Annotated in this window: 12 protein-coding genes; 7 read left to right on the plus strand and 5 right to left on the minus strand. The window is 73.7% G+C overall.

Annotation, left to right across the window (positions count from 1 at the left end):
• The first annotated feature begins 167 nt into the window (after window positions 1-167).
• Window positions 168-2,891, plus strand: a complete 2,724-nt coding sequence (locus AC1DP1_RS15605; RefSeq protein WP_477507587.1) for an FG-GAP-like repeat-containing protein — start codon at window positions 168-170, stop codon at window positions 2,889-2,891.
• A gap of 21 nt (window positions 2,892-2,912) precedes the next feature.
• On the opposite strand, the gene AC1DP1_RS15610 is transcribed toward AC1DP1_RS15605, so the two are convergent.
• The 4 genes from AC1DP1_RS15610 to cofD form a co-directional block, all read right to left on the minus strand.
• A complete protein-coding gene (locus AC1DP1_RS15610; RefSeq protein WP_477507588.1) occupies window positions 2,913-3,653 on the minus strand; it encodes a TIGR03089 family protein in 741 nt (246 codons plus the stop codon).
• 14 nt (window positions 3,654-3,667) lie between these two features.
• The gene (locus AC1DP1_RS15615) at window positions 3,668-4,405 is read right to left on the minus strand and encodes a DUF3105 domain-containing protein (RefSeq protein ID WP_457187408.1); all 738 of its coding nucleotides are present in this window, start codon (window positions 4,403-4,405) and stop codon (window positions 3,668-3,670) included.
• A 73-nt stretch (window positions 4,406-4,478) separates the two neighbouring features.
• Window positions 4,479-5,501, minus strand: a complete 1,023-nt coding sequence (gene cofE / locus AC1DP1_RS15620) for a coenzyme F420-0:L-glutamate ligase (RefSeq protein ID WP_477507589.1) — start codon at window positions 5,499-5,501, stop codon at window positions 4,479-4,481.
• On the minus strand, window positions 5,498-6,541 hold the full coding sequence (cofD, locus tag AC1DP1_RS15625) for a 2-phospho-L-lactate transferase (RefSeq protein ID WP_477507590.1): 1,044 nt from the start codon (window positions 6,539-6,541) through the stop codon (window positions 5,498-5,500). Before cofD ends, cofE begins: the two co-directional genes overlap by 4 nt.
• 144 nt (window positions 6,542-6,685) lie before the next feature.
• Between cofD and AC1DP1_RS15630 the strand changes: the two genes are divergently transcribed.
• From AC1DP1_RS15630 to AC1DP1_RS15640, 3 genes are all read left to right on the plus strand, one after another.
• Window positions 6,686-6,946 carry a WhiB family transcriptional regulator gene (locus tag AC1DP1_RS15630; protein ID WP_191194914.1) on the plus strand — a complete coding sequence of 87 codons (261 nt, stop codon included), beginning with the start codon at window positions 6,686-6,688 and terminating at the stop codon, window positions 6,944-6,946.
• 83 nt (window positions 6,947-7,029) lie between these two features.
• Window positions 7,030-9,945 (plus strand): glycosyltransferase family 2 protein, encoded by a 2,916-nt coding sequence (locus AC1DP1_RS15635; RefSeq protein ID WP_477507591.1) that lies wholly within the window; start codon window positions 7,030-7,032, stop codon window positions 9,943-9,945.
• Window positions 9,938-11,335 carry a DUF5719 family protein gene (locus AC1DP1_RS15640; RefSeq protein WP_477507592.1) on the plus strand — a complete coding sequence of 466 codons (1,398 nt, stop codon included), beginning with the start codon at window positions 9,938-9,940 and terminating at the stop codon, window positions 11,333-11,335. Before AC1DP1_RS15635 ends, AC1DP1_RS15640 begins: the two co-directional genes overlap by 8 nt.
• A 16-nt stretch (window positions 11,336-11,351) precedes the next feature.
• Here the strand turns inward: AC1DP1_RS15640 and AC1DP1_RS15645 are convergent, their stop codons facing one another.
• Window positions 11,352-11,816 (minus strand): metallopeptidase family protein, encoded by a 465-nt coding sequence (locus tag AC1DP1_RS15645; RefSeq protein ID WP_457187418.1) that lies wholly within the window; start codon window positions 11,814-11,816, stop codon window positions 11,352-11,354.
• Between the two features lie 49 nt (window positions 11,817-11,865).
• Here AC1DP1_RS15645 and AC1DP1_RS15650 point away from each other — a divergent pair, with 49 nt between their 5' ends.
• From AC1DP1_RS15650 to AC1DP1_RS15660, 3 genes are read left to right on the plus strand one after another with little or no spacing between them, the layout of a single operon-like run.
• Entirely contained in the window at window positions 11,866-12,228 is a 363-nt protein-coding gene (locus AC1DP1_RS15650) for a DUF3499 domain-containing protein (RefSeq protein WP_457187420.1), read from the plus strand.
• Window positions 12,229-12,258: 30 nt separating this feature from the next.
• A complete protein-coding gene (locus AC1DP1_RS15655) occupies window positions 12,259-12,432 on the plus strand; it encodes a Trm112 family protein (RefSeq protein ID WP_378548799.1) in 174 nt (57 codons plus the stop codon).
• Between the two features lie 17 nt (window positions 12,433-12,449).
• Window positions 12,450-13,481 (plus strand): SIS domain-containing protein, encoded by a 1,032-nt coding sequence (locus AC1DP1_RS15660; protein ID WP_457187423.1) that lies wholly within the window; start codon window positions 12,450-12,452, stop codon window positions 13,479-13,481.
• The last annotated feature ends 13 nt before the right edge of the window (window positions 13,482-13,494 follow it).

A 13,494-nucleotide genomic window follows, 5' to 3' on the forward strand; every position in this document is an offset into this window, starting at 1 on the left:
CCGCTCGACGCATTTCGTGGCATGATCGATGAGAATTACACGGATGTAACGGCGTGTCGACTGGAAATTACAACGTTGTAGTTACTCAGAAACCCTTCCGTGACTGATGTGACTGGTGTGAAACTCCTGCCTTGTGTGACCTTCCCCCACACAGCAGGAGTCTTGTCATGCGTCCTCTTCAGGCCCGCCTCGTCACCTTCTGCCAGCAGGTGCTGGCACTCGGTGTCGTGCTCGTCGTGCTCACCCCCGCCTCCGGCGTCGTGTCCCTCGACATCGTGGGGGAGGCGCCCGGTGCCCCCGCTGCCGCTCCGGCCACGCCCGCCGCGCTCATGTCGGCGACCGTCCCCACGAAGGCGGTGTCGCCGGACGTCACCGAGGTGCCGCTCACCGGTGCCGCCGGCGGCTTCGCCGGTCTCCGCGGGCGCACCGTCGCAGGCGGTGCCACCGAGGCACGCGTGGTCAGCACCCCGCAGCCGATGGACGCCTTCGGCGCGGTCGGCGTGACGTGGCAGAGCGGCGAGGAGCTCGAGGAGGACCAGATCACCCTCCGCGTCCGCACCCGCAGCGGCGACGAGTGGAGCGCCTGGGAGGACCTGGAGTACCACGACGAGCACGGACCCGACCCGGGCAGTGCCGAGGCCGCGACCGCCCGCCCCGGCACCGAGCCGACCTTCGTCGGCGACGTCGACGACGTCCAGGTGGAGGCCCGCACCGACGGTGTCGCCCTGCCGGACGACCTCTCCCTCGCCCTGGTCGACCCCGGGTCCGCCGCGAAGACCGAGACCGAGGCGCCGGCCGACACCGCCGACGAGGACCCCAGTGCGTCGTACGACGACGACTACGCGCAGCAGGACGGCACCGACGCCGCGACGGAGGGAATCACCCTGCAGGCCGCGCGCAAGCAGACCGTCGCGCAGCCCACGATCTACTCCCGCGCCCAGTGGGGCGCCGACGAGAGCATCCGCAACAAGAGCGCGCTGCGCTACGGCACGATCAGCGGCGGCTTCGTCCACCACACGGTCAACGCGAACAACTACACCGAGGCCCAGGTGCCCGCGATCCTGCGCAGCATCTACGCCTACCACGTGAAGTCGAGGGGCTGGAGCGACATCGGCTACAACTTCCTCGTCGACCGCTTCGGTCGCATCTGGGAGGGTCGCTACGGCGGCATCGACAAGCCCGTCGTCGGCGCCCACACGCTCAACTACAACGACTACTCCTTCGCGATGTCGGCCATCGGCAACTTCGACACCGTCCAGCCGCCCGACGTGATGCTGCGCGCCTACGGCCAGCTCTTCGCGTGGAAGCTGTCGCTGCACGGCGTCAACCCGGCGTCGACGTCGCAGAAGATCGGCCGCGGCACGTTCCAGGCGATCAACGGGCACCGCGACGCCGGCTCGACGGCCTGCCCGGGCAAGTACCTCTACGCCCAGCTGCCGCTGATCCGGACGTACGCCTCCCAGGCCGCGCCGGTGGTCACGCCGCCGCCCCCGCCGACCGAGGTGCCCATCGCCGAGCCCGCTCCGCAGAACAACCTGGACGCCTCGCCGTACCCGGACCTCGTCGTGCGGCGCGCCGCCGACGGCCGCGGCCTGGTGCTGCCGACCGGTGGCCTGACGTCCTTCCAGAAGCGCACGGTCGTGGGCAAGAAGGGCTGGGACAAGCGCGCCGAGGTGCTGGTCTCGCCCGACCTCACCGGCGACGGCCTGCCCGACCTGGTGACGTCCGACAAGTCCGGCGTGGTCCGGGTGCGGGCCGGCAGGGGCAACGGCAAGTTCGGCAAGACCACCCGCACGCTCAAGCTCCGCGGCTACTCGCTGATCACCGCCGTCGGTGACATCAACGGTGACGGCCGCAACGACCTCGTGGCCCGCTTCAAGGGGCGCCTGACCACGCTGCTCGCGACCGAGAAGGGCGGCTTCGCCCGCAAGGTCACCCGCAAGGGCTACGGCAACTACCGGCAGATCATCGGCGCCGGCGACGCCAACGGCGACGGGCGGGCCGACCTCCTGCTGCGCACCAAGAACCGGCTGTTCCTGCAGACGGGCTACGGCACCGGCCGGTTCGCCGCGCCCAAGCGCGTCGCCGGGTCCTGGAGCGGCTACAACCGCGTCGTCGCCGGCGACTTCAACGGGGACGGGCGCTCCGACCTGGTCGCCCGCACGTCCAAGGGCAACATCATGCTGATGCCCGGACGCGGCGACGGCACGTTCGGCGCCGCGCTGGGCCCCGCCACGAACCTCAAGACGATGCGCTGGATCACCGGAGCCAACATGGTCGGCGGTGCCGGTGCGGACCTGATCGGCGTCTCGGGCAAGCAGCTCGTGGTCGTCGCCAACCGCGACACCTTCGAGCTCGGCGCGCCGATCGACACCGGCGTCTCCTTCGCCGGGATGGTCACCGTCCTCAACGCCGGCGACGTCAACCGCGACGGCTTCGGCGACGTGCTAACGCGCGACGGCTCGGGCCAGCTGTGGCTCTTCGCCGGCAACGGCACCGGCGCGCTCGCCGCCGGCACCGTCATCAGCCAGGGCTGGTCACCGGTCCAGGGGCTCACGGCGGTCGGCGACGTGACCGGCGACGGCCTGCCCGACCTCATCGGGACCCCGGCCGGCGGCGCGTTGATGGTCTGGCCCGGCAACGGCTCCGGCTTCAGCGCGGCCGTCGCCGTCAAGGGCGGCGTGGTGCCATCTCGGGCCGGGCTGCCGTCGGACCTCTCCGGCTTCGACTGGGTGCTCGGGGTCCAGGCCATGACGCTCAAGGGATCGGGCGACTACATCGTCCGCGACCGCGCGAGCGGGGTGGCGTACGTCTACTCCGGCCGCAAGTCCGGCGTCTCCCACCCGCGTGTGCTGGGCGAGGGACTGGGGGCCTTCGACCTGGCCGGGTGACCGGCTCCCAGCGAAGCGCGATCAGGCCCGGGCAGTCACCCGTTCGGCGTCGTGGACGTCGTCCAGGCGAGCCGGGTCGGGATTGCGGACAAGGACCAGCGAGCCGCCTCGTCCGAGGGGCTCGGTGAAGGTGGCCATTCCTGGTGGGGAAGCCGGGTCGGCCACCGAGAGAAGACGGCCGCCGTCGGTGAGAACACTCCCGACGGCGGCCGTCCTGTCGTGCGTCCAGAGCCGGGCCTGGGTGAGGTCGTCGGTGGCGAGGTCGTCGCCGGTCGGCGGGTCCCACGCGGTGAAGCCGTCGGGCTGCGACCAGATCTCCACGCCCACGTCGAGCACGCCGGCCGGGAGCGCCTCGGCGAACCGCACGCCCATCGGGCGCAGGCTGCACGCGAGCACCGGGATCGATCCCGCGCGGGGTGCCCACGTGTCCAGCCCGTCGGGTCCGCACACGACGGCGTCCGGGTCGTCGGAGGCGGTGACGCGGAGGCCGACCGTCCACGCGGCGCCGAGGAAGACCGGTGAGAGCCAGTGCGGCGGGAGGTCGATGCGCAGCGACATGCCGCGCTCGAGGTCGGCGACGTCGGTCAGCAGGCCGGACGCCTTCGCCACCCAGTTGGCGTACGTCGTCACCGAGAGCTCGACCCGCTCGTCGGTCGCGTGGTCGTAGAACGTCACCAGCGGACGTCCGGGCTCGCGGCGCAGCTGCGCCGCGAGCACCTCGGCGAAGGTGGCGGGGGAGCCGGACGCGCCCGGCCTGGTCATCGGGATCGGGACCCTCAGACGGCGTTGGGCTCCGGGGAGTCCATGTAGGGGTAGTCCTCCATGAACGTCTCCAGCGCGGAGCCGCTGACCTCGGAGCAGTACTGCCAGACGCCGACCTGCTTGGACGGGTCGGTCTCGCCGACCCCACCGAGCGACCAGTGCGTCAGTGCGACGTGCTGCCCCTTGGGGAAGGACTTGCCGTCCTCGGAGGTCCACGGCACGGCCTTGAACTTGTCGCGCAGGTTGTCGGTGCCCTGCAGCTTGGAGGCGATGCCCCGCAGGACGTCCATCTGGTCGGAGTCGTCGGCGATGGTCTCGTCGTACCAGAGGATCGTGAAGCCGTGCTCGAGGTTGTGCACGAGCTCGCCGAGCTCCGGGCGGTCCGAGGCGGTGTAGAGCTTGCGCTCCATGCTGTCCCACATGTTCCAGTGCTGGCCGAAGGCCGGCGGGGCGTCGGGGTAGGTCATCGGCGTGCCGACGTCGACGTGGTCCTGGCTGCCCTCGGCCGTCTTGGTGGTGACGTCCTGGCAGACCGAGGCCTTCGCGCCGATCTCGCCGAGCGAGTCGGAGGCGTAGGCCCGCAGGTCCCACCAGTCCTTGATCGGCTTGAACGCCGCGGCGCCCACGATCAGCGCGGCGACGAGGACGCACACGCCCACGATCGCCACCCCGCGCCGGTTCTCGCGCTTGGACTGCTGGGAACGGATGGAGTCGATGACCGCCTGACGGTCGGTCTTTGCCTGCTTGGCCACGGTGCTCGGTGTCTCTCGGTCGACTGCTGGAGGGTGCTGCTGGGCGCGACGGATGCGTCTGCGCTGGCAGAGTCTACGTAGTCGCGGGTGACACGTCGCACACGACGTCGTTTCCGGCCCGCTCCCACCCGCGGATCCGCCACCCGTGCGCGAAGCACACGGCGGCCACTGCAGCGTGGTCCGAGTCGCCCGGCAGGTGCAGGACGACGCGGCCCTCCTCGTCGTCGTCGTCGTCGTCGAAGGTCAGCGGGAGCGCGGAGGAGAGCGCCCGCCCGGCGCCGACCACCCGGCCGACCGCGGAGTGCAGCTCGTGGGCTGCGGCGGGCGCCCCGAACGGGGCCCGGTCTGCGTCGTCACCGGCCAGGGCGCGTACGACGGCCTCGCGGGCGCCCCAGCCGAACAGGTCGCCACCGTCGGGGCGCACCAGCGCCGCAGCCCCGGGGCCGTCCTCGCCGGGCCGCAGCACCAGGTCGGCCCGCCCGCGGACGACCGCCACCGGCCGCCCGGCCAGCTTGCCCTGTGCGAGCTCCGCCGCCCCGGCGATCTCGTCGGCCACGGCAGGGAGGGTGACGGCCAGGGCGTTGCCGTGGGGGTCGGTGCGGCCGGCGAAGTCCTCGGCGACGAGCAGCCCGGCCGCCCCGATCGCGATGTCGGTCTGACCCTCGCGCCACGCACGGCCCGAGGTGTCGGTGACCACGACCCCGACGTTGGTGCCGGTGCGTCGGTGCACCTCGTGGCGCAGCGCGCGCGCCGAGGCGTCGGGGTCCTCCGGGAGGAGCACGACCGACCCGGCTGCCACGTTGGAGGCGTCGACCCCTGCAGCGGCCATGGTGAGGCCGAGACGGTTGCGCACGATGGTGACCGGCCCGCGGCGCGCGACGACGCGGACCGTCTCCTCCTCGACGGCCGCGTCGCGGTCGCCCGCCCGCACGCGGCCCTCGGCCTTGCTCACCACCTTGCTGGTCACGCACAGCACGTCGCCGTCGGCGAGCGCGTCGTCGCCGCGGAGGGAGTCGAGCACCAGCGCGGCGAGGTCGTCGCCCTCGGCGACCTCGGGCACCCCGTCGGGGGCCCACACCTCGAGCCGGCTGCTCACGCCGGTCCGTCGGTGACGAGCGAGACGGCGGCCGCGGCCATCGCCGCGGTGGCGTCGTGGCCGGACATCATCAGGGGGACGGCCGCGGCGCGGATCCCGGCCTGCTCCAGACCGGTCAGCTGCCCGGCGTCGCGCTCGTCGACCAGCCAGCCGTCGAGCACGCCGCCCTCGCTGCGGGCGCCGTAGTGGGCGCCGACCGCGCCGGCGCTGACCTCGACCCCGATGCTCGTGAGCATCTGCGCCGCCATGCCGTGCACGTGCGAGGACCCGACGATGGGGGAGAGGCCGACGACGGGTGCGGGGGTCGAGCGGACCGCGTCGCGGACGCCGGGAACCCCGAGGATGGTGCCGACCGACACCACCGGGTTGGACGGCGGCAGCACGACGAGGTCGGCCTCGCCGATGGCCTCGAGCACGCCGGGCGCGGGCGTCGCGGCGTCCTGGCCGACCGCGAGCACCGTCTCGGCCGGCACCGCGGCGCGCAGTCGCACCCAGTACTCCTGGAAGTGGACCACCCGGCGCCCGCTCGCGCTGTCGGGGTCGGCCACGGCGACGTGGGTCTCGACCCGGTCGTCGGTCATCGGGAGGAGCTGGACGGTCTCGCCGTGCACGGGCGTGAGCCAGCGACGGCAGAGCGCCTCGGTGACCTGCGAGAGCGTGTAGCCGGCCTCGAGCATCTGGGTGCGGACCAGGTGGGTCGCGATGTCGCGGTCCCCGAGGCCGAACCACGTCGGCTCGACGCCGTACGCCTCGAGCTCCGTGCGGGCGCTCCACGTCTCGTCGCGACGACCCCACCCGCGCTCGACGTCGATGCCGTCACCGAGGGTGTACATCACGGTGTCGAGGTCGGGGCAGACCTTGAGGCCGTGGATCCACCAGTCGTCGGCGGTGTTGGCCACGACCGTCACCACGGTGTCGGCGGACCCGCCCGGCACGACACCCGTGCGGAGGCCGTGGAGGAGTCCCTGGATGAAGCGGGCCCCGCCGACACCGCCCGAGAGGACGGTGATACGGCGGAGCGTGGGCGCAGATGATGGCATAGGAACAGCCTGCCGGAAGAGGAATGGCCATATCAGATCCGGGCTTGACTTGCGGGGTACGACAGGCATGTAATTCCCACAGTGTCGTTATGTTGATCAAGTGTCTCGTTCAGTTCTGAAAACAGGGTCGAAAGGGCGTCAGCCATGAGAGCAGAACTGTTTCTTCTCGAGCCCGAGGGCGAGGAGTTCGGTTGGCAGGACCGCGCGTTGTGCGCGCAGACGGATCCCGAGGCGTTCTTCCCCGAGAAGGGCGGCTCCACCAGGGAGGCCAAGAAGGTCTGCCTGACGTGCGAGGTCCGCGACGACTGCCTGGAGTCCGCGCTGATGAACGACGAGCGCTTCGGCATCTGGGGCGGTCTGTCCGAGCGCGAGCGCCGCAAGCTGAAGAAGAGCGCCGCGGGCTGAGGTCCGGGCCGGCGCGTCCGGTCCATCGCCAGCAGCACTCCGGCGGTTTCATGGAGCGCGGAGCCCCTCGCTAGGGTGCTCCGGTGACCGTCACAGCGCTTCTCGTCAGTCATGACGGGGCGCGATGGCTCCCAGCAGTCCTGACCGGTCTGAGCGGGCAGACCCTCCCGGTGGACCGCGTCGTGGCTGTCGACACCACGAGCCGCGACGACAGCGTCACGCTCGTGCGCGACGCGCTCGGCGAGCACGTCGTGCTCGACGTCGTGCCCGGCTCGACGAGCTATCCCGCCGCGGTACGCCACGGCCTCGAGCTGGCCCCCGCGACCGGCGACGACGAGTGGATCTGGCTGCTCCACGACGACAGCAACCCCGCCCCGACGGCCCTCGCCGAGCTGCTCGACGCCGCTCGGGAGCACCCCTCGGTCGCGATCCTCGGCCCCAAGCTGCGCGAGTGGCCCTCGCTGCGCCGCCTCCTCGAGGTCGGCCTGACCATCACCGGGACCGGGCACCGCGAGACCGGTCTGGAGCGGGGCGAGTACGACCAGGGCCAGCACGACGCGGTGCGCGAGGTGCTCGCGGTCAACACCGCCGGGATGCTCGTGCGCCGCTCCGTGCTGGAGTCGCTCGGCGGGCTCGACGAGGACCTGCCGATCTTCGGCAACGACATCGACTTCGGCTGGCGCGCCGCCCTGGCCGGGCACCGGACGCTCGTCGTCCCGCAGGCCGTGGTCTTCCACGCCGAGGCCGCCCACCGCGGCATCCGGCGCACGCCGCTCACCGGGCGGCACACGCACTACCAGGAACGGCGCGCCGCCCTCCTCACCTCGCTGGCCAACGTCTCCTCGCGCGGGTTCGCCTGGCAGTACGTCCGGCTCTTCCTCGGCTCGCTGCTGCGCGTCGTCGGCTTCCTCGTCGTGCGGTCGGTGGGGGAGGCGCTCGACGAGCTCGCGGCTGCGCTGTCGGTGCACGGACGACCTCGCCAGCTCCTGGCCGCGCGCCGCGAGCGGGCCGACCTGCGACAGGGCGACCCCGCCGACGTACGCCGCCTGCTGGCCCCGAGGTGGTTGCCCTACCGCCACGGACTCGACTTCGTCACCGACCTCGCCTCGGCCGCCACCAGCCAGGCCGCCGACGTCGCCGAGCGGCGCCGCCTCGCCAAGGCCGAGGACGCGCCCGGCACCGGGCCGGGCGTGCGCGAGTCGCGACGCGGGTCCGGGACGTCGGAGGACGACGACGAGGACGCCTACCTCACCGACTCCGGCATCGTGGCCCGCTTCGTCACCAACCCGGTCGCCGTGGTGCTGGCGCTCTTCGGCGTCCTGTCGCTGCTCGCCGCCCGCGAGGCGTTCGGCTCRATCACCGGCGGCGCGCTGTCCCCGGTGMCGGCCGCCGCGGCCGACTGGTGGCGCCTGCACGTCTCGAGCTGGCACCCGCTCGGCACCGGCACCGACGTGCCGGCCCCTGCCTACGTGCTGCCGTTCGCGTTCGCCGCGACCCTCCTGCTCGGCCACACCGGAGCCGTCGTGTCCGGCCTCATGCTGCTCGCCGTCCCGGTTGCGGCGTGGGGCGCGTGGCGGCTGCTCAAGGTCGTCGGACGGCTCGTCGACCCGCTGGGGCTGCCGCGCTGGCTCGTGGTGTGGGGTGCCCTGACCTACGCCCTCGTCCCGGTGACCTCCGGCGCCTGGGCGGAGGGACGCTTCGGCACGGTGGCGGTCGCCGCCCTGCTGCCGTGGACCGCGCACGCCGCCCTCGGCTTCGTCGACCCGGACCGCGACCGTCGGTGGCGGGCGGCCTGGCGCACGGCGCTGCTCCTGGCCCTCGGTGCGGCGTTCGTGCCCGGGCTGTGGCTCTTCGCGCTGCTGGCCACCGCCGTCGTCCTCGGCTCCGCCGCGGTGATCGCCCCGCGGCTGCTGCGCGAGCGCGACAGCTGGGGTCCGCCGGTCGTCGCCGTGGCCGCGACGCCCGTGCTCCTCGCGCCGTGGCTGCTCCCGCTGCTCACCACCGGCTCCGCGTCCGGCCTGCTGCTCGAGGCCGGACGCCTCACCGTCGACCAGGTGACCTTCGGCGGCCTGGTGACCGGCCGGCTCAACGACCTCGGGGCACCGATGTGGTTCGGCGTGGTGCTCGGCCTGCTCGCGCTCGTCGCGCTCATCCCGCGTCGTACGCGCGTGCCGGTGCTCATCTGCTGGCTGGTGGCGCTGGCGGCGGCCGTCGTGTCCGGCCTGCTCTCGCACGTGACGCTCGACCTGCCGTCCGTCACCACCCGGCCCAGCCTCGGCCTGTTCGTCGTCATCCTGCAGGGCACGTCGGTCGTGGCGGTCGTGCTGGGCGCCGACGCCTACCTGCGGCGGCTCGCCGACCACCACCCGTGGTGGCAGCGCGTGGTGGCCACGGGCCTGGCCCTGGTCGCCGCGGCCGTGCCGCTCGGGGGCCTCGTCTGGTGGCTGAGCGCCGACGGCGGCGACGACGTGCTCGCGCGCGACGCCGAGCAGTCGGTCCCGGTCTACATGAAGCAGAGCTCGCTGCTCGGCCAGGAGCACGGCGTGCTCGTCATCGGCGGGTCCGTCGACGAGGGCGTCACCTACCGCATCCGTCGCGACGACGGCACGACGGTGGGGGAGGACGAGATCCTCACCCTGGCCGACGAGGACGCCGGACTGACCAGTGACGTACGCGACCTGGTGTCCGCCCCCACGCCGTCGGTCGTGGCGGACCTGGGTGCCCGGGGCGTGGAGTACGTCGTCCTCAGCTCGCCCGCCGACGGCCGGATCTCGTCGCTGCTCGACGCGACCGCCGGGCTCGAGCAGGCCAGCGCGGAGGACCGCACGACCCGCGCCTGGCGCGTCGACCGGCCGCTCGACCCGGCGTCGCTCGAGGGCCCCAGCCCGTGGTGGCGCACCGCGCTGCTCGTGGTGCAGGGACTGGCGATCGTGGTCGTGCTGGTGCTCGCCCTGCCGACCGTCCGGCAGCGCCGCCGTGAGGAGGGTCGCGATGACTGAGCCCAGCACCCCCGCTCCGGGAGGCGGCCGGCGTCGGGCTGCCGAGACCACGCGCACCCGGCCCTCGCCGGTGACGATCCTCGCCGTGCTCATCCCCCTCCTCACCGTGGCCGCCCTCGCCCTCGTGCGACCGGCCGAGCAGGCGTCGTCCTCCCACGCTCCCGCGGAGGCGCCGCTCGACCGCGTCACCGCGGTCTGCCCCGCCCGCCTTCCCGGCGCCGACGAGATCCGGATGGGCACCACCGGGCTGGGCTCGGGCGACCTGACGCTCCGCGTCGGACGCCGTGCCGACACCCAGACCCTGACCGGCGGCGTCGCGTCGCGCACCGAGCGGCAGTACGTCGTCATCAACGGCAGCGGCGAGCTCGCCCCCGGCCTCGTCGCGTCGCGATCCGGCGACGGGTCGGCGACCGGTTGCGACCAACCGGCGCCCGAGCGGTGGTTCACCGGCGCCGGCGCGTCCGCCGAGCACACCTCGACGCTCACCCTGATCAACCCGGACCGGGGGCCGGCCGTCGCCGACGTCACTGTCTGGGACGGCAGCGGTCTCGTCGACGTCCCCGCGCTCCGCGGGGTGCGCGTGCCGGGCGGCCGCTCGACCTCCTTCGACCTCTCGGAGGTCGCGCCCAACCGCGACGCCCTGGCGCTGCGCGTCGGCGTCTCGCGCGGCCGCCTCGCCTCCCACGTGGTCGACGTGGTCGACCCGGTCGGACGCGACCGCCCGGTGCGCGAGTGGCTGCCCGCCCAGGCCGCGCCCGCCTCGACGTCGTACGTCGCCGGCATCGGCACGACCGCCGCCGACCGAGTCCTCACCCTGGCCAACCCCGGCGACAGCGAGGTGCGGGTCTCCCTCGAGCTGGTCAGCGAGGACAGCGAGTTCGCGCCCTCCGGCCTCGAGGAGGTCACGCTCGACCCGGCGTCGGTGAACGAGGTCGACCTCAGCGGCGTGCTGCGCGGCCGCGGCCTCGCGGGCGTCCAGGCGCTGCGCCTGGAGGCGACCGGTCCGGTCACCGCCTCGCTCCGCACCCGCACCCCGACCGACCTCGCGCTGACGCCGGCGGGCTCGACGATCGAGGGCGAGGCCGCCGTCGCCCTGCCGGCCGGGGCCAAGCGCATCGTGGTCACGGGCGCCACCGCTCCCGGCCTGGTGACCGTGCAGGCCTGGGACGAGGGCGGCGACCCGGTGGTCCGCGAGCGTCGGGTCGAGATCGACCCGGCGACGGCGGCGCGCATCCGGGTGCCCGACGACGCGGTGCTCGCCCAGGTGCTGGTGGAGCGCACGGGCGCGGTCGTGTCGGTCGAGGTCAGCGACCGCGGGCTGTCCGTCCTGCCCCTGTCGCAGCTCGGCACGACCAGCGAGGTCGCGGACGTGCGGCCCGCCCAGCGCTAGTCCGGACCGGCCCGGCTCAGTCGGCGTACCTCTCGTCGACCTGGCCGGGGGTGAGGTTGAGCAGCTCGGCGAGCTGCTCGACGACGACGGTGTGCACGAGCGCCTCGAGCTCGTCGCGCGAGGTCGATCGGTGCTCGATGGGGCGGCGGAAGATCACCAGCCGGGTCGGCTCCTGGCCCTTGCCGCGCACCAGCGACGACAGCGGGACGGTCTCGTCGCCCCAGTCGTCCGGCAGCATCGGCGCGTCCTCGACGGCGTACTCCACGAGGCCGAGGTGGCGGTGCCACCGCTCGTCCAGCGGGGTCACCACGTCGAGCACGAGCTGGTCGAACCGCTGCCGCGCCGTCCGCAGCGCCGTGGTGCCCGGACGGGCCGGCACCACCCCGGGTCCGCGCATGCCGCGGCCCCTCCGGTCCCGGGTCCGGGGCCGCGCCCCGCCGGCCCGCTCGCTGCCCGTGTCGCTGCCCACCCCGATGTCCACGCCGCGAGCCTAAGCGCCGCGCGTGTGCGCGCCGGGTAGCGTCGGCGCCGTGAGCCTTGCCCGTCGTTGTTCGCGGACGGCGTGTGGCCGTCCTGCGGTCAACACGCTGACCTACGTCTACGCGGACCAGACCGCTGTCCTGGGTCCGTTGTCGACGTACGCCGAGCCGCACGCCTACGACCTCTGCGAGGTGCACAGCGAGCGGCTGTCGGCCCCGCGCGGCTGGGAGGTGCTCCGGCTGGCGGCCGACCCGAAGGCCCAGGGCCCGAGCAGCGACGACCTGCTCGCGCTGGCCGACGCGGTCCGCGAGGCGGCCCGACCCGCTCCGGCGCCGGTGCCGCTGCACTCCACCGACGACCCGACCCGCGGCGCCAAGCGTGGACACCTGCGCGTGCTCACGCCCACTGACTGACCGGTCACGGCACCCCCTAGGATCATCGGCGTGAACATCGACCAGCAGCTGCTGAGCATCATCGTCTGCCCGGCCTGCCACGGCGAGCTGTCACCCGCGTCCGACGGCGTCGAGGAGCTCGTGTGCCAGGGCTGCGGCAACGCCTACCCGGTCCGTGACGACATCCCGGTGCTGCTGGTCGACGAGGCCCGCAAGCCCGCCTGAGCACTGAGGAGCTGGCCGTGGCGACCTGGTTCGACGAGGCCCGGCTGGACGACGCCGGGGTGCTGGAGACGGTCGACCTCCGGCTGCGCACGCTCGCCGAGAGCGGTGCCCGGGTGCGGCGGGAGGCCCAGGAGTCCGCAGCGGCGACCACGGAGGCCATCGCCCGTGGTCGCGACGAGGCCCGTCCGCGGGCCGTGATCGCGGCGGGGCCCGACTCGCGGCTGCTCCGTGCGGTGCTCGAGGCGTGGTGCCCGGTGCCGTTCGTGGCGTGGCCCCACCCGGGCCTCCCCGGATGGGCGGGGTCGCTCGACCTCGTCGTCATGCTGGCGCCCGAGGGCAACGACCACGGGTCGGCGTCGGCCGTTGCCGAGGCCGTACGTCGTGGGGCGCAGGTCGTGGTGGCGTGCCCCGAGCGCTCGCTCGTGGGGGAGCACGCCGCCGGGCGGCACGTGACGGTGCTGCCGACGGTGACGGGCGACCAGCTCGCGACTGCCGTGGTCGTCCTCGACTACCTCGCCCACGTCCACCTCGGTCCGCGCGCCGACGCCGAGTCGGTGGCCACGTCCCTCGACCGGGTCGCCGAGAACTGCTCGCCGCATCGCGACCTCGCGGTCAATCCCGCCAAGATGCTGGCGATCGCGATGGCCGACACGAACCCGCTCGTCTGGGGCGGCTCCGTCCTCGCGGCCCGCGCTGCCCGGCGGCTGGCCGAGTCGCTGCGCCGCACCAGCGGCCGGTCCGCGATCGCCGGTGATGCCGAGCACCTGCTCCCGGTCATCGTGGCCACCAGGCCGCACGACCTGTTCGCCGACCCGTTCGCCGACGAGCCCGGCGACCTGCGTCCGCTGCTGCTGATCCTCGACGACCGGTCCGACGACCCGGCCGTGCGCGCGCAGACGGGCGAGCTCGAGGCCGCCGCCGCGCGCCACGGCGTACGGGTCGAGGTGATCGAGACCGACGCCGACTCCGAGGTCGCGCGCTACGCCTCGCTGCTGCTCACCGGCACCTACGCCGCGGAGTACCTCCGCGTCGGCCTCGTCGAGGACTGACGCGGGCTCTCGC

Source organism: Nocardioides sp. P4_G10, from assembly GCF_056401175.1.

Coding starts and splice junctions, on each gene's coding strand:
- AC1DP1_RS15605 (WP_477507587.1), top strand. CDS start 168: ATGCGTCCTCTTCAGGCCCGCCTCGTCACCTTCTGCCAGCAGGTGCTG.
- AC1DP1_RS15610 (WP_477507588.1), bottom strand. CDS start 3,653: ATGACCAGGCCGGGCGCGTCCGGCTCCCCCGCCACCTTCGCCGAGGTG.
- cofD (WP_477507590.1), bottom strand. CDS start 6,541: ATGCCATCATCTGCGCCCACGCTCCGCCGTATCACCGTCCTCTCGGGC.
- AC1DP1_RS15630 (WP_191194914.1), top strand. CDS start 6,686: ATGAGAGCAGAACTGTTTCTTCTCGAGCCCGAGGGCGAGGAGTTCGGT.
- AC1DP1_RS15640 (WP_477507592.1), top strand. CDS start 9,938: ATGACTGAGCCCAGCACCCCCGCTCCGGGAGGCGGCCGGCGTCGGGCT.